Raw genomic sequence first — 14,466 nt, 5'->3', positions numbered from 1 at the left:
CCGGGTTCGGCCCGCAGGACCCGGCGACCGGCGCGATCGCCGACGACGTGGCCGGCCAGACCGCCCAGGTGCTCGCGAAAGTCGCCGCCGTCCTGGCCGAGCACGGTGCCACCCTCGACGACGTCGTGAAGTCGACCGTGCACCTCGAGCACTCCGACCGCGATTTCGCCGCTTTCAACGAGGAGTACGCGAAGCACTTCTCGCAGCCGTACCCGGTCCGCACCACGGTGCAGTCGCACCTGGCGAACATCCTCGTCGAGATCGACGTGGTGGCGGTGCTGCCCTCGGCGGAGTGACCCGCCCGGATCGCTGAGCGAAGCCTCATCGACCCCCGGCGCTCGCAGTCGCCGGACGACTCCACGTCGTCCGACGGATGCCTGCACCGGGGATCGCGTGCGTCAGGGCACCGGCGGTCAGCACGGGGACCCCGGCGACGAGGACGTCGTCGATGCCCTCGGCGAGCAGCATCGGCTCGGCGTACGAGGACCGTGCACGGACCCGCTCGGGATCGACGACGACCAGGTCGGCGATCCACCCGGGCGCGACGGCCCCGCGCAGCCCGAGGCCGAACCGCTCGGCGGGAACGGTCGACAGGTGCTGCTGGACGTCCCACCACGACAGCAGTCCGGATCGGGCGTAGTCGCCGAGGTACCGCGCGAACGTGCCGTACGCCCGGGGGTGCGGGTACGTCCCCACGAAGATGCCGTCGGACCCGCCGGTGTGTCCGCCGGACCGGAACAGCTCCGCCAGCTGCTCGGGTGTCCGCGGGTGCGGGACGCGCATCACGACGGTGACCTGCAGGTCGGAGTCGACCAGCACGTCGAGCGCCAGGTCGACGGGGTCCGTTCCGGTGGCCGCGGCGGCGTCGGCGAGCGTGCGACCCTGCAGCGCGTGGAACTCAGGCGCGGGGACGTGCGACAGCGTGATCTGCTCGGCCCACCCCGGTCCGAGGTCCGCGCGCCCGAGGACCCGGTCGAGGACGGCGGCCCGGACCTCGGCACGACCGTCGTCCGCCGCGAGGGCCCTGGCGAGGTCGTCGGTGCCCGGCCGCGCCAGGTCTGCCGGCAGGAGCAGCATCGACAGGATGGTGCAGCCACGCGAGTACGGGTACGCGTCGAACGACAGCGGCGCGCCGGCGGCCTCGGCCCGGGCGAGCTCGGCCAGGGCGAGGTCGACGGGGGCGTGCAGGTGGGAGACATGGGCCGGCCCACCGCCGGCGCGCACGATCCGGACGATCTCCTGGATGCCGGCGCCGGCGTTCGCCTCGTAGCCGCCGCGCATGTGCGTGACGTAGACGCCGTCGGCGGCGGCCGACTCGGCGGCGAGGGCGGCGATCTCCTCGGTGTCCGCGTGCAGTCCGGGGACGTAGTCGAGTCCGGTCGCGAGCCCCACCGCACCGTCCGCCATGCCCTGCCGGACGAGGGTGCGCATCGCATCGAGCTGCTCGGGGTCCGCCGGGGCGGGGTCGTCACCCATGACCTCGTGCCGGACGGTGCCGGCGGGCACCAGGGTCGCCACGTTCAGCGCGGTCGTGCCGTCGTACGTCGCCAGGAGTCCCGCGAGGCCGTCGCCGCGGTACGTCGGGTGGGAGCCGTCGATGGCCGCGAAGTACCGCGCGGCGTACGAGCCGTCGCCCGGTGCCGGTCCGACGCCGTCCTGCCCCGTGATGATGGTGGTGACGCCCTGTCGGAGGAGCGCGAGCTGGACGGTCTCGTCGAACACGAGGGACCCCGCGTGCGAGTGCGCGTCGACGAGACCGGGCAGGACGAGGCGGCCGGTGCAGTCGACCACGGTGGCGTCGGCGTCGGCGGTGATCCGGCCGGCGTCCCCCCGCTCCGTGACCACCCCGTCGCGGACGAGGACGTCCGTCCGGTGCGCCGACTCGTCGGTGTCGACGACCGCGCCGCCGGTGAGCAGGACCTCGGTCGTCACCGGCTGAGTCCCGCGACGAGCTGCTCCGCGCGGGTGCGAAGCCCGGCAGGTCCCCGGTCGTCAGGGCGTCCCCGACGAGCGGGGACCCGAGGCCGACGGCGACCGCACCGGCCGCGAGGTAGTCGGACGCGTCGTCGACGCCGATGCCGCCCGTCGGGATGACGTCGACGAAGTCGAGCGGCGCGAGCACCTGCTTGAGGAAGGCGGGCCCGCCGAGCGGCGCGGCCGGGAACACCTTGACCGCGCGTGCTCCGAGTCGCCAGGCGCGGACGATCTCGGTGGGGGTCGCGGCCCCCGGGTACCACCCCAGCCCGCGCTCGTGTGCCCGCTCCCCGATGTCGGCGTCGAGGTGCGGGCTCACCGCGAAGACGGCACCCGCCGCAGCGGCCTCGTCGAGCTGGCTCGGTTCGAGCACGGTCCCGACGCCGATCGACGCCGCCGTGCCGTAGCGGTCGGCCGCCCAGGCGATGCCCTCGCGCCAGCGGGGCGTGTTCGTGGTGAGCTCGATCGCCCGCACGCCGGCGTCGACGAGGGTCGCGATGACGTCCTCGACGTGGTCGCCGGTGCCACCCCGGAGGATCGCGATCGCGGGCCCGGCGGCGTGGCGGTGCCGGACGCGGGGCTCGGTCGCCGGGTCGGTGCTGGTGGTGTTCGTCATGGTCTTCGTTCCTCGCCTCAGCGGTCGACGCGGTCGTGGACGGCGTGGTCGACGTCCGTGGGGGTGGTCGGGTCGTGCAGTGCTGCCGGGTCCGGGCGGCGCCAGTCGCTCTCGATCGTGCAGGCGAGCGCTCCGGCGTCGGCGGCTCGGTCGAGCGCCTCGGTCGACGTGGCGCCACCGAGGGTCGCGGCGAGCCACCCCGCGACGAAGGCGTCCCCGGCGCCGACCGGGTCGACCACGCGCACCGGGGTCGCCGGGCGCCGGAGGAACACGCCGTCGACTGAGGCCACCGCTCCGCGCGAGCCGAGCTTCACGACCGCGCGGCCCCGGCCGAGGGCGGCGAGCTCGTGCGCGAGTGTCTCGTCGTCGCCCTCGTCGTCGGCGAGCCCGAGCACGAGCCGGGCTTCGTCGTCCCCGGCGAACACGATCGCGGACCGCTCGGCGACCGCTCGGTAGCGGGCACGGGCGGTCACGGCGTCGATGAGCTTCGGCCGGTGGTTCACGTCGAACGACACCGGCACCCCGGCGGCGTCGGCGCGGTCGAGTGCGGCCTCGACGGCGGAGCGGGCGTCGTCCGAGAGCGCGAGGGTGATGCCCGTGACGTGCACGAGCGCCGCACGTTCCACGACGCTGTCTGGCAGGTCGGTCGCCCGCAGTGCCGATCCCGCCGAGCCCCGGCGGTGGTAGGTCACCCGCGTCCGCCCGTCGGTCAGACGCTCCTTCATCATGATCCCCGTCGACCGGTCCGGGTCCGGCACGGCCACGACGTCGACGCCCTCGCTCCGGACGTCCCGGGCGACGCGGTCCCCGGCGGGGTCGGTGCCGACGCGGCCGATCCACGTCGTCGGGACGCCGGCGCGCACGAGGCCGATCGCGACGTTGCTCTCGGCGCCGCCGGTGTCGACCCGCATGTGGTCGAGGTCGGGGACCGCACCGGTGCCCGGGCCGGTCAGGAGCAGCATCGTCTCCCCGAAGGTCACCACGCGGCCGGTCACCGTGTCCCCTTCGCCAGGGCGAGCTGCGCCGAGGAGGAGCCGAGTGCGACAGAGATCTCGCGTGCGGTCCGGACGACGCCGTCACCCAGTTCGCGGACCGCGGCGGCGGGGAACCGGGACGCGAGCCCCGAGATGCTCATCGCGCCGACGACCTGGTTCGCGTGGTCGAGCACCGGCGCGGCGACGCAGCGGATGTCGGGCTCGTTCTCGCGGTCGTCGATGCCGTAGCCGCGGCCGTGCGTCCGGTCGATCTCGGCCCGCCAGCGGTCGTCGTCGACGATCGAGTGCTCGGTCATCGCGGTGGCCGGTTCCGCGAGCACCCGTTCGAGCAGCTCCGGCTCGCCGAACGCCACGATCGCCTTGCCGGAGGCCGTGTTCCGCATCGGCAGCCGGTTGCCGATGCGCGACCCCATCCGGACCGTGCCCCGGGTCTCGACCTTGTCGACGTAGACGATGTCGGTGCCGTCCGGCACGACGAGGTGGCAGGTGAGCCCCGTGCGCTCGGCGGTGCGCCGGAGGAACGGTGCCGCGGCGGCGCGGAGGTCGATGCCCTCGAGGTAGCTCTGCCCGAGCAGCAGCGCGCCGAGTCCCAGCGTGAAGCCGGCGTCCGGGGTGCGGCGCAGCAGGTCGTTCTCGAGCATCGGCGCGGTCAGCCGCAGCACGGTCGACTTCGAGGTGCCGAGTTCGGCGGCGAGTACCGTCAGCGACACCGAGGGCTCCCCGTTCCGGGTGCGGTCGGCGATGCAGTCGAGCAGCCGCAGACCACGGCGGAGGGACAGGGCGGCGTTGCGGGCCGGCGCGTCGTCGCCGAGCGGCGCGACCGGGGTCGTGGCGCGCATCAGAACCACGTCTCGATCGTCTCGAGCACGGTCTCGTCGTCGTCGATGACGACCACCCGGCGCCACTTGTCGAACACGGTGCACGGGTGGGAGACGCCGAACACGACGACATCGCCGGGCGTCAGCCCGGGTGCCCCGTCCGCCAGCGCGAGGTAGCAGTGCTGGTCGTCGAGGCGGGTGACGGTGACCGCCCCGGGGGTCGGGGTGACGGGACGGACGCCAGCCGCGCCTCCTGGACGGACGGACCGGACCACCGGCAGCCCCTCGTCGAAGGAGATGTCCCGCTTGCCGACCGCGACCAGCGCGAGCCCGGGCTCGGGGCACGACGTCACCCGGCCCCACACCTCGATCGCCGGGAGCAGCGAGCCCTCGTCCGGGTGCCGGTGGAACGGGGTGCGTTCGGCGTAGAAGCCGTCGTCGTGGGTCAGCGACGCACCGGAGCGGAGCACGACGTCCAGGTCGTCCGGGCGGTCCGCGACCGCGTCCACCACGCCGTCGAACCAGGCGCTGCCGCCCATGCTGAGCAGCGCACGCGGAGCGTCGACCAGCGGGCGAACGGCCGCAGCGACCTCGAGCACGCCGTCGACGTAGGCGCGGGCGGCGTCCACGTCCGGCAGGCCGCCCTCGTACCCGGCGACCCCGCGCAGCGTCAGTCCGACCTCGTGCACGTGCTGCGCGAGGTCGCGTGCCTGTCCTGCGGTGCGGACCCCGGTACGACCCCCGGGGAACCCGACCTCGACCACGACGTGCAGCTCGCCGTCGACCGCGTCCTGCGCGGCGCGACCGGCGTCGACGCCAGCGGGGGAGTCGACCCAGCAGAGGACGTCGGCGGCGGGGTCCTCGGCGCGGCGGGAGGCGAGCCAGGCGAGCCCGGCAGGGTCGAGGACCTCGTTCGCGACGAGGATCCGGTGGAACCCGTGCTCCCACGCGACCATCGCCTGCTGGACCGACGCGACCGTGACACCCCAGGCGCCGGCGGCGACCTGGCGGGCGGCGAGGGCCGGTGCCATGTGCGTCTTCATGTGCGGCGCGAAGGACAGGCCGTGGCGCTCGACGTACGCCTGCATCACCCGGGTGTTGTTCGCCAGGGCCGACTCGCGGAGCGTCATCACCGGCAGGTGCGCGTGGTCGAGGACGTGCCGGTCCGTCGGGGCGGCCGGGTCGGGAGCGCCCTTCGTGGTGACGGTGCCGGGTGTGGTCGTCATCGATCCTCCTGTGCGTCTGCGGTGCCTCCACGCTCCCGGGTGCCGGGTGTGGGTGGCAACGCGCTCGTCCTGCTCATTCTGCGTTGCAGAACGCCTGTCCGTCAGGGCCGTCCGAGCACGTCGGGGAAACCGATCGGGCATAGCCTTTGACGTGCCATGACGACGACGACGATGACGACACGACGACGGGGGAGCACGGCCGTGGCCGTGCTCGTCGCCGGGACCTTCTTCATGGAGCTCCTGGACGGCACGATCCTCGCGACCGCCGCGCCGGCGATGGGACGGGACCTCGGTGTCGACTCCGCCGCCGTCGGCGTCGCGATCACGGCGTACCTCGTCACCCTCGCGGTGTTCATCCCGGTGAGCGGCTGGTTGACCGACCGGATCGGCTCGCGGACGGTGTTCGCCGGGGCGATCGTCCTGTTCACCGTGGCCTCGGGCCTGTGCGCCCTCTCCACCGGACTCGTCGACCTGACGATCTGGCGCATCGTGCAGGGCCTCGGCGGTGCGCTCATGGTCCCCGTCGGACGGCTCGTCGTCCTGCGGAGCGCCGGCCGCGAACAGCTCGTGACGGCCATCGCGATCCTGACCTGGCCCGCCCTCGCCGCGCCGATCATCGCGCCGTTCGTGGGCGGGGTGCTCGTCGACACCCTGACGTGGCACTGGATCTTCCTCATCAACATCCCACTCGGGGTCGTCGCGTTCGTCGCCGCACTCGTGCTCGTCCCGCAGGAGCGGGCGTCCGAGCGCGTGCCGTTCGACTGGCTCGGGTCGTTGCTCGCCTGCTTCGGTCTCGGCTCGCTCGTCGTGATGGCGTCCCTGCTCGCCCTCGACCGCGTGCCGGTGCTCGCGGTCGTCGTGTCGGGCGTCGTCGGGGCGGCGTGCTGCTGGCTGGCGGTCCGGCACTTCCGCCGGGCGCCGCACCCGATCATGGGGCTCGACTCGTTCCGGCTCGAGACCTTCCGGGTGTCGCACGCCGGTGGCAGCCTGTTCCGCCTGGCCGTCTCCGCCGTGCCGTTCGTCCTCCCGCTGCTGTTCCAGGACGCCTGGGGGTGGAGCGCTGTGCTCGCCGGGTCCGCCGTGCTCTGGGTCTTCGTCGGGAACCTCGGCATCAAGCCCATGACGACGCCGTTCCTCCGCTGGTTCGGGTACCGGCCGGTCATCGTCGTGTCGAGCGCGGTGGCGGCGCTGAGCGTCGTCGCGATGGTGTTCATGACCGAGGACACCCCGTTCTGGCTCCTCGCGGCGCTGCTCGTCGTGAGCGGCGCGGCGCGGTCGGTCGGCTTCACGGCCTACAACACCATCGCGTTCGCCGACGTCGAGCAGGCGGACATGACCCCGGCGAACACGCTCTCGTCGACGCTGCAGCAGACCGCCGCCGGGTTCGGGGTCGCCGTCGGTGCCGTGGTCATCCGGGCCGCGTCGGGCCTCGGCGGGTCCGGGCCGTACGACGCCGCGTTCTGGGTCATCGCCGCGCTGCTCGCCGTGGCCTGCCTCGAGGGCGTGGTGATGAGCCGGACGGCCGGCGAGACCGTCCGACCCGCTCGCCGGGTGCGGGTCTGACGGCCGGGACCCGCGCATCCGGCGTCGACCGGCGAGCCGACGAGCCGAGGAGCCGACGAGCCGACGAGCCGACGAGCCGACGAGCCGACGAGCCGACGACGCATCGTCCGTTTTCCCCGCGGTCACACGCACGAAACCGAGGCCGCGCTACAGTCTCAGCAACAGTCCGCGATGGCCGAGTACGGTTGCCGCGGCAGGGCGCCCCGAACCGCCCGGAACAGGAAGGCAGCATGGCCGCGCCAGAGCAGCAGGGAACGATCACCGCCGAGACGGCAGTGGAACCGACCGGGTTGCGCGTCGTCAGCTACAACCTCCGCGAGCACACCGCCAACGGCGAACTCGCCTCCCTGGCCGAGGCGTCCCAGGCCGACGTCATCTGCGTGCAGGAGTGCGACAGCAACGACCTCGCCCCGTCGATCGCCGGGCTCTCCCTCGCCGCGTCGACCAAGGCGAACCGGCTCGGCCTCGCGATCTACAAGCGCGACGACCGGTTCGAGGTCGAGGACTTCAGCATCCACTCCCTGCAGAAGTCGCTGCACGACCGGGTCCTCGCGCCCGCGCACGAGCGGCTCATCGCGATGCACCTGCGCGACAAGGAGGTCGACGCCGAGGTCATCGTCGCGTCCTTCCACGCCTCGCCCCTGACGGCGACGAACTCCCTGCGTCGCAAGCAGATCGAGGCCGCGCACCAGTTCGTCCGCGACCTGTCGGACGACGCTCCGGCGATCATGGTCGGCGACTTCAACTACCCGTGGTTCCAGACGAACCTGCGCCGGAAGATCGAGCAGCACGGATTCGCGCTGTCCCTCTCGGACCAGCCGACGTACCTGCGCTACCGCAAGTTCACGGGACACTTCGACTTCGCCACGAGCGTCGGGCTGCACATCGCCGGCGTCGAGACCCTGCCCGCGGGCATCTCCGACCACCGGCCGATCCTCGTGCGTGCGCACTACGAGCACCCGGGCGCGACCGGCACCGTCGCGACCGTGGAGTCCCCGGCCGCCTGACCCAGCGGGCTCCGCGCCGCGCGCGGGTTGCCGAGGTCGCACACCACGCCGTGCGTGGAGTGCCGACGTCGCACGAACTGCCGCGCGCGCGACGCGGAGGGGGCAGAACGTGCGACCTCGGCCGGCGTCCACGACGAACGCACGCACAGGAGGCGCGGTGCCGGTCTNGNGGNNNGCCACCGCGCCTCCAGGCGGTCGCCTCCCGGGCGCCCTGCGCGCGTCAGCGGCGCAGCGTCGCCCGCGCCAGCCGGTTGCCGATGAACTGGCCGAGCTGGACGATGACGACGATCGCCGCCACCGACACGTACACGATCCACCAGTCGTACCGCTGCGACCCGTACGTGATCGCGTACTCGCCGAGACCACCCCCGCCGATCAACGCACCCTGCGCCGTCATGTCGACGATGCCGATGTAGATGAACGTGTAGCCGAGGATGAGCGGGCCGAGCCCCTCGGGGATGAGCACCGTCAGCAGGATCGACAGCGGGTGCGCACCGGAGGCCCTCGCCGCCTCGACGACGCCGGGGTCGACCGCGAGCAGGTTCTGCTCGACGATCCGGGACACCGCGAACGACGCCGCGAGCGAGATCGCGAACGTCACCGCGGGGACGCCGATCGTGGTCTGCACGACGACGCGTGACAGCGGGGCGATGGCGGCGAGGAAGATGACGAACGGGATCGGACGGACGAGGTTCACGACCACGTTGAGGATCGTGTACGCCGTCCGGCTGCCGAGCAGGTTGCCCGGACGGGTGGCGTACAGGGCGAGCCCGAGCGCCAGGCCGATGACGCCCGCGATGACGAGCGACACCAGGGACATCACGATCGTGTCGCGGATCGACGCGACGAAGACGTCGAACGTGTCGATCACGCTCTGGAAGGAGTTGTTCACGCTGCCCCCTCCTCGTCGGTGGTGATGCCCGCGGAGCGCAGGGCTGCGACGGCCTCGTCGACCGCACCAGGACCGGCCGCGCTCAACTCGTAGGTCAGCGACCCGATCCGGCGCTCCCGGATCTCCCCGACCCCGCCGTAGACGAGCTCGGCGGTCACACCGGTGGACCGGAAGACCTGGTCGATGCGGTTCTGCAGTCCGGCCTCGTCGGTGATCTGCACCGTGACGAGCCGACCGGGGTGACGCTCGCGCAGCCGCGTGATCGTCTCGGCGGAGGGCCGGTCGTGCAGGGCGGTGCGGACGAACCGCTGGGCCGCTCCGGTCTGCGGGTCCGCGAACACGTCGTACACGTCACCGACCTCGACGACGCGACCCTGCTCCATGACGGCGACCCGGTCGGCGATCTGCCGGACGGCGTCCATCTCGTGCGTGATGACGATGATGGTGACGCCGAGCTCCCGGTTCACCCGGCGGAGCAGTCCGAGCACCTCGGACGTGGTCTCGGGGTCGAGCGCGCTGGTCGCCTCGTCGGCGAGCAGCAGGTCGGGGGAGGCCGCGAGCGCCCGGGCGATGCCGACGCGCTGCTTCTGTCCACCGGAGAGCTGCTCGGGCGTCTTCGACAGGGCGATCATCGTGTCGTCGTGGAGCGCGGCGAGCTGCCGTCCCATCTCCGACCCTCCGGCCGAGCAGATCGGGACGACGCCCTGCGGCCCCGGGATCGTGTTGAGCGGCCGTCACTCGTGGACCGCACCGCCGGCACCGGGACGACGCGGCCGCTCGGCCCCGACGACGTCGACGCGGTCCTGCGGCTCGACGCTCTGACGGCCCACGACTACCCCGGCGGCGTCGCGACCCAGCACACCCCGCTCGACCGCGGGACGGCGACCCCGACGTCGACGAGACCGGCGTTCGGAACGGTCACGCCGGACGGTGAACTCGTCGCGATGACCTTCGTCGACACGGACGGGCCCCACGCTGAAACCGACTTCACGGTCGTCCACCCCGGGCTGCGCGGCCACGGGCTCGGACAGGCGGTCAAGGCTGCGTCGGTGCTCGCGTTGGCGGAGTCGGGCACGACACGGTTCCGCACCGGCGGATCGGCGGAGAACACCGCGATCGCGGCGGCGAACGCCGCCCTCGGCTACGTCCGCGACGAGGAGTGGGTGACGCTCGAGCCGCGCTGACGCTCCGGACGTGCACCGCGACGGACGGGAGGCGCGGGTCGGGCCCGCACCGCGCCTCCCGTCCGTCGGTCCGAAGCGCGTCAGGCGGCGTCGAGGCGACCGGCGCCGACCGGCAGCGGACCGGACCGGTAAACGAGCGAGACGTCGGCCGCGGTCACGGTCCTGGTGGCCGTCCCGAACCGCCACACGCGGTTGTACAGGTAGACCCCGATCCGCGTGCCGCCCTGGTCCGGGACCGCCCACGTCCCGGTCCCCCACTGCGCGGGGTGGCCGACGCCGTCAATGGTCACGGTCGGTCGGGCGAACCAGGTGAGCATCGGGCGAGTGATCCGGAGTTCCACGCGGCGCTTGGTCGTGCCGGACGGCTGTGTCGTTTCCACCGTCGCAGGATACGGTGCCGCCGGATCAGCGCCCGCCGCGCATGTGCGCCGCGATCGCCGCGCGGTCCGCGGGGTCGAGCGGCGCCACCGGGTACCGGCTCATGTCCTCGTGGAACTCGTACCCGTCCCCGGAGGCGCGCGGGATGACGTGCAGGTGCGCGTGCGGCACGCCCTGGTCGGCAGCGGCGCCGTTCGACATCACCAGGTTCGTCCCCTCGACCGCCGCGCCGAGCACCTGGCGCAGTGCGCGATCGGCGCGCTGGGCGACGAGGGCCAGCTCGACGACCTCATCGTCGTCGAGCGCGGCGAGGTCCGGCGCGTGCCGGATCGGCAGCAGGAGCACGTGGCCGGGGTTGATCGGGTGGCTGTCGAGGACGGCGACGACGAGGTCGCCCCGCACGACGACGTCGAACGAGTCCGCAGCGAGGTGGGCACAGAAGTCGCACGAGTGATCGGCCGTCATCCGCCGAGCGTAGCGATCGACCGAATGTAGGTTGACAGCGTGACGACGATCGACCTCAACAGCGACCTCGGCGAGGGCTTCGGCGCCTGGACGATGGGCGACGACCGGGCGATGCTCGACGTGGTGTCGTCGGCGAACGTCGCCTGCGGGTTCCACGCCGGCGACCCCGCGATCATGCTCGACACCTGCCGCCTGGCCGCCGAGCGGGGTGTCGCGGTGGGGGCCCATGTGGCGTACCGGGACCTCGTCGGGTTCGGCCGGCGCGCGGTCGAGGTCACGCCGGAGGCGCTGTACGCCGACGTCGTCCACCAGCTCGGCGCCCTGCTCGCGACGGCGCACGTGGCCGGCACGACCGTCACCTACGTGAAGCCGCACGGCGCCCTCTACAACACCGCCTGCGCCGACCCGGTGCAGGCCGACGTCGTCGTCCGGGCGACGCGCGACGTCGACCCGACCCTCGCCGTCCTGGCCCTGCCGGACTCCGAGCTCCTCCGCGCGGCGACCGCGCACGGGCTCCGCGCGGTGTCCGAGGTCTTCGCCGACCGCGCCTACGAACCCGACGGGTCCCTCGTGGCGCGCAGCCGCCCGGGTGCGGTCCTGCACGACCCGGCGACGGTCGCCGAGCGGGTGCTCCGGATGGTCACCGACGGCACCGTGGTCGCCGTGGACGGCTCGGTCGTGCCGGTCCGGGCGGACTCGGTGTGCGTGCACGGCGACTCCCCCGACGCCGTCGCGATGGCCAGGGCCATCCGCTCGCTCCTGGACCGCCACGGGGTCGCGACCTCCCCGTTCGCCCCGACACCGTGAGCGCAGCGGTCGCGCTCGCCGGACCGATCCCGGAGGTGCGCCGCGCGGGCACCCGTGCGGTGCTCGTGACCTTCGACACGCTCGCCGAGGTCACCGCGTTCCGCGCCGGACTCGAGGCCGCGCCCGTGCCGGGCGTGACCGAGCTCGTCTCGGGCGCGCGCTCGCTGCTCGTCCGCTTCGACCCGGAACGCACCGATCCCACGCGGCTCGCGCCGCGCCTCCAGGCCGTCGAACCCGTCCTGCCCACCCGAGCCGACCTCGGCGCGGTGACCACGATCCCCGTCACCTACGACGGCGAGGACCTCGACGCCGTCGCCACCATGGTCGGCACGACGCGGGACGGGCTCGTCGCCTGGCACACCGGCCAGGTCTGGACGAGCGCGTTCTGCGGCTTCGCTCCCGGCTTCAGCTACCTGACCGGGACGGCTCCGTCGCTCGACCTGCCGCGGCGCACCACCGCCCGGACCGCGGTGCCCGCTGGCAGCGTCGCGCTCGCCGGGGAGTTCAGCGCCGTCTACCCGCGTGCGTCCCCGGGCGGCTGGCTGCTCATCGGCCGCACCGACGTGCCGATGTGGTCACTGGATCGCGAGCCACCCGCGCTCGCACCGGCCGGCACGCGGATCCGGTTCGTCGAGGTCTCCCGCGCATGAGCGGCCTCACCGTCCTGCAGGTCGGCCCCGGGACGTCGACGCAGGACCTCGGCCGCCCCGGGTTCAGCGACGCGGGACTCGGGACGTCCGGCGCCGCCGACCGCGGTGCCGCGGCGCTCGCGAACCGGCTGGTCGGCAACCGTCCCGAGGCGGCGGTCCTGGAGGCGCTGCTCGGCTCCGTCACGCTCCGTTCGGACGCGCACGTGGTCGCGGCGCTGACCGGCGCACCCTGCCCGGTGACGGTCGAGCGGGCGGACGGTCGGGTGCGCGGCGCCGCCTGCTTCGAGATCGTCGCCCTCGCACCCGGCGACGTGCTCCGGGTGGGGGCCGCCACGTCCGGGCTGCGCACGTACCTCGCGGTCCGCGGCGGCATCGCCGTCGACCCCGTGCTCGGCAGCCGCTCGTGGGACTCGCTCGCACACCTCGGTCCGCCGCCGGTCACGACGGGGGACGTCCTGCCGATCGGGGACGCCGCCAGCGCATGGCCGCTCGTCGACGCCGTCGCGCCGCCGCGCTGGCCCGCTCCGGGCGAGGCGGTCGTCCTCGACGTCACCGCTGGTCCCCGGGACGACTGGTTCACCCCGGCGTGGCGTGCGGTCCTCGTCGACCAGCTCCACCAGGTCACCCCGGACAGCGACCGGGTCGGCGTGCGGACCACCGCTGCCCGACCGCTCGTGCGCCGTGTCCCCGGCGAGCTGCCGAGCGAGGGCGTCGAGACCGGATCGCTCCAGGTCCCGCCGGCGGGCCACCCCGTCCTGTTCCTCGCCGACCACCCCGTCACGGGCGGCTACCCCGTCGTCGCGGTGCTCACCCCCGCGTCGGTGGACCGCGCCGCCCAGCTCCGGCCGGGCGACGCGATCCGGTTCCGCGTCCTCGACTGACTCAGCCGGCGTACTCCGGATCGGCCGCCGGGTCGTACGGCTGCACCCCCCACGAGCCGTCGTCCGACGCCGGGGCGGGGTGCTCGTTCTGCCAGAGGACGTCGACCGCGGACCACTCCGACGCGCTGCACCAGTCGAGCACGTACGCGTCGTGGGCCACCGGCGCCACGAACAACGACGACCTCGGGATCCGGCCGAGCGACTCTCCCCGTGCGGTCATGCACCCCTGCAGCCGGTCGAACGCCGCGAGGTACTCGCTGCGGGTGACGACGCCGTCCTCGGTCGCCTGGTCCTGCGCCGCGCTCGCCGCGGGCATCGGGGGCGTGCGCAGCCAGCCGTACGACAGCGTCCACCCGAGGTCCCCGTCCACGCTGAGCCGGATCCGGTGGCCGGCGATCTCCGACGACGCGTACGAGCCCGTGACGTGCGACCCGGCGGCGCACGAGGCGCTGCCCCCGGTGACACCGGACCCGCGCTCGGTGATCTCGCCGCTCCCGGTGCGACACGTGGCGACCCAGGTGAACGTGTCGGCGCGGGCGGGAGCGCGTCCGACCGTGATCGTCTCGTCCGACGACCCGACCCGCCCGACCGGGCTGCCGACGACCCGCAGGTACGTCGCGCCCGACCCGCCGACGACCGTCGCGGCCTGGCTCTGGGCCTCGAGCGCGGCGGGGTCCGGACTCGCCGCCGCGGTGATCGCTCCACCGGCGGCAGCTCCGCCGAGGACGCACACCACCGCTCCCGCGATCGTCGCCGCCCGCCACCGTCGACGCCGCCGGGGCGTGTGCTCGACGGTGTCGACGAGCAGCGCCCGCAGTGCCCGGTCGCGGTCGCCCGGCTCCCTGTCCGTGGAGGTGCTCATGATCGTGCTCCGTTCCGTTCGACGGCCGGTCGGGTGGTGGGTGCGCTCGCGCCGAGTGCGGCGGCGAGGCGGGTGCGCGCCCGGGAGAGACGCGACTTCACGGTCCCCGGCGCGATGCCGAGCGCCGAGGCGATCTCCCGCTCGCTGT

General features: G+C 73.8%; 17 protein-coding genes and 1 pseudogene. 7 read left to right on the top strand and 11 right to left on the bottom strand.

The annotated features are described in order from the left end of the window. Positions 1-296: RidA family protein (locus I5E_RS18340; protein WP_022908274.1), on the top strand; the 296-nt coding region annotated here is incomplete at its 5' end. A gap of 25 nt (positions 297-321) precedes the next feature. Here the strand turns inward: I5E_RS18340 and I5E_RS18335 are convergent. The 5 genes and pseudogenes from I5E_RS18335 to I5E_RS18315 form a co-directional block, all read right to left on the bottom strand. Further along, a complete protein-coding gene (locus I5E_RS18335) occupies positions 322-1,932 on the bottom strand; it encodes an N-acyl-D-amino-acid deacylase family protein (protein ID WP_022908273.1) in 1,611 nt (536 codons plus the stop codon). 76 nt (positions 1,933-2,008) lie between these two features. Further along, positions 2,009-2,590, bottom strand: a pseudogene (locus tag I5E_RS27135) (bifunctional 4-hydroxy-2-oxoglutarate aldolase/2-dehydro-3-deoxy-phosphogluconate aldolase); the annotation flags it as partial. Positions 2,591-2,607: 17 nt separating this feature from the next. Then, positions 2,608-3,585 (bottom strand): sugar kinase, encoded by a 978-nt coding sequence (locus I5E_RS18325; RefSeq protein WP_022908271.1) that lies wholly within the window; start codon positions 3,583-3,585, stop codon positions 2,608-2,610. Then, positions 3,582-4,424 carry an IclR family transcriptional regulator gene (locus I5E_RS18320; RefSeq protein ID WP_022908270.1) on the bottom strand — a complete coding sequence of 281 codons (843 nt, stop codon included), beginning with the start codon at positions 4,422-4,424 and terminating at the stop codon, positions 3,582-3,584. Before I5E_RS18320 ends, I5E_RS18325 begins: the two co-directional genes overlap by 4 nt. Next, on the bottom strand, positions 4,424-5,629 hold the full coding sequence (locus I5E_RS18315) for an alanine racemase (RefSeq protein ID WP_022908269.1): 1,206 nt from the start codon (positions 5,627-5,629) through the stop codon (positions 4,424-4,426). The genes I5E_RS18320 and I5E_RS18315 overlap by 1 nt, the downstream gene beginning before the upstream one ends. A gap of 156 nt (positions 5,630-5,785) precedes the next feature. Here I5E_RS18315 and I5E_RS18310 point away from each other — a divergent pair, with 156 nt between their 5' ends. Both I5E_RS18310 and I5E_RS18305 read left to right on the top strand, forming a co-directional pair. Further along, on the top strand, positions 5,786-7,192 hold the full coding sequence (locus tag I5E_RS18310) for an MFS transporter (protein WP_022908268.1): 1,407 nt from the start codon (positions 5,786-5,788) through the stop codon (positions 7,190-7,192). Between the two features lie 230 nt (positions 7,193-7,422). Next, entirely contained in the window at positions 7,423-8,199 is a 777-nt protein-coding gene (locus tag I5E_RS18305) for an endonuclease/exonuclease/phosphatase family protein (protein WP_022908267.1), read from the top strand. Between the two features lie 220 nt (positions 8,200-8,419). Here the strand turns inward: I5E_RS18305 and I5E_RS18300 are convergent, their stop codons facing one another. Together I5E_RS18300 and I5E_RS26725 are read right to left on the bottom strand one after the other, a co-directional pair. Beyond that, on the bottom strand, positions 8,420-9,091 hold the full coding sequence (locus I5E_RS18300) for a methionine ABC transporter permease (RefSeq protein WP_022908266.1): 672 nt from the start codon (positions 9,089-9,091) through the stop codon (positions 8,420-8,422). Beyond that, the gene (locus I5E_RS26725; protein WP_307159907.1) at positions 9,088-9,759 is read right to left on the bottom strand and encodes an ATP-binding cassette domain-containing protein; all 672 of its coding nucleotides are present in this window, start codon (positions 9,757-9,759) and stop codon (positions 9,088-9,090) included. The genes I5E_RS18300 and I5E_RS26725 overlap by 4 nt, the downstream gene beginning before the upstream one ends. Positions 9,760-9,831: 72 nt before the next feature. Here I5E_RS26725 and I5E_RS18290 point away from each other — a divergent pair, with 72 nt between their 5' ends. Further along, entirely contained in the window at positions 9,832-10,275 is a 444-nt protein-coding gene (locus I5E_RS18290) for an N-acetyltransferase (protein WP_049973550.1), read from the top strand. An 80-nt stretch (positions 10,276-10,355) separates the two neighbouring features. Here I5E_RS18290 and I5E_RS22125 read toward each other — a convergent pair whose 3' ends face one another. Both I5E_RS22125 and I5E_RS18280 read right to left on the bottom strand, forming a co-directional pair. Continuing rightward, positions 10,356-10,655, bottom strand: coding sequence for a hypothetical protein (locus tag I5E_RS22125; RefSeq protein WP_031263132.1), 300 nt, complete (start codon positions 10,653-10,655; stop codon positions 10,356-10,358). A gap of 25 nt (positions 10,656-10,680) precedes the next feature. Continuing rightward, entirely contained in the window at positions 10,681-11,118 is a 438-nt protein-coding gene (locus I5E_RS18280) for an HIT family protein (protein ID WP_022908262.1), read from the bottom strand. Between the two features lie 39 nt (positions 11,119-11,157). Between I5E_RS18280 and I5E_RS18275 the strand changes: the two genes are divergently transcribed. From I5E_RS18275 to I5E_RS18265, 3 genes are read left to right on the top strand one after another with little or no spacing between them, the layout of a single operon-like run. After that, positions 11,158-11,925 carry a LamB/YcsF family protein gene (locus I5E_RS18275; protein ID WP_022908261.1) on the top strand — a complete coding sequence of 256 codons (768 nt, stop codon included), beginning with the start codon at positions 11,158-11,160 and terminating at the stop codon, positions 11,923-11,925. Beyond that, complete coding sequence (locus I5E_RS18270) at positions 11,922-12,575, top strand: 5-oxoprolinase subunit B family protein (RefSeq protein ID WP_022908260.1); 654 nt, start codon at positions 11,922-11,924, stop codon at positions 12,573-12,575. The genes I5E_RS18275 and I5E_RS18270 overlap by 4 nt, the downstream gene beginning before the upstream one ends. Then, positions 12,572-13,456: a biotin-dependent carboxyltransferase family protein gene (locus I5E_RS18265; protein ID WP_022908259.1), complete on the top strand. Its 885-nt coding sequence runs from the start codon at positions 12,572-12,574 to the stop codon at positions 13,454-13,456. The genes I5E_RS18270 and I5E_RS18265 overlap by 4 nt, the downstream gene beginning before the upstream one ends. Position 13,457: 1 nt before the next feature. On the opposite strand, the gene I5E_RS18260 is transcribed toward I5E_RS18265, so the two are convergent. Next, complete coding sequence (locus I5E_RS18260; RefSeq protein WP_022908258.1) at positions 13,458-14,318, bottom strand: hypothetical protein; 861 nt, start codon at positions 14,316-14,318, stop codon at positions 13,458-13,460. Beyond that, the gene (locus I5E_RS23905; protein ID WP_261974989.1) at positions 14,315-14,452 is read right to left on the bottom strand and encodes a sigma factor-like helix-turn-helix DNA-binding protein; all 138 of its coding nucleotides are present in this window, start codon (positions 14,450-14,452) and stop codon (positions 14,315-14,317) included. Before I5E_RS23905 ends, I5E_RS18260 begins: the two co-directional genes overlap by 4 nt. Between the last annotated feature and the right edge of the window lie 14 nt (positions 14,453-14,466).

Source organism: Curtobacterium sp. B18, from assembly GCF_000333375.1.
Lineage (GTDB): Bacteria > Actinomycetota > Actinomycetes > Actinomycetales > Microbacteriaceae > Curtobacterium.
Note: the sequence above shows the minus strand (reverse complement) of the source record. Positions and strands in the feature narration are given on the sequence as shown.

Coding starts and splice junctions, on each gene's coding strand:
- I5E_RS18265 (WP_022908259.1), top strand. CDS start 12,572: ATGAGCGGCCTCACCGTCCTGCAGGTCGGCCCCGGGACGTCGACGCAG.
- I5E_RS18280 (WP_022908262.1), bottom strand. CDS start 11,118: ATGACGGCCGATCACTCGTGCGACTTCTGTGCCCACCTCGCTGCGGAC.
- I5E_RS18315 (WP_022908269.1), bottom strand. CDS start 5,629: ATGACGACCACACCCGGCACCGTCACCACGAAGGGCGCTCCCGACCCG.
- I5E_RS18305 (WP_022908267.1), top strand. CDS start 7,423: ATGGCCGCGCCAGAGCAGCAGGGAACGATCACCGCCGAGACGGCAGTG.
- I5E_RS18260 (WP_022908258.1), bottom strand. CDS start 14,318: ATGAGCACCTCCACGGACAGGGAGCCGGGCGACCGCGACCGGGCACTG.
- I5E_RS18320 (WP_022908270.1), bottom strand. CDS start 4,424: ATGCGCGCCACGACCCCGGTCGCGCCGCTCGGCGACGACGCGCCGGCC.
- I5E_RS18310 (WP_022908268.1), top strand. CDS start 5,786: ATGACGACGACGACGATGACGACACGACGACGGGGGAGCACGGCCGTG.
- I5E_RS26725 (WP_307159907.1), bottom strand. CDS start 9,759: ATGGGACGGCAGCTCGCCGCGCTCCACGACGACACGATGATCGCCCTG.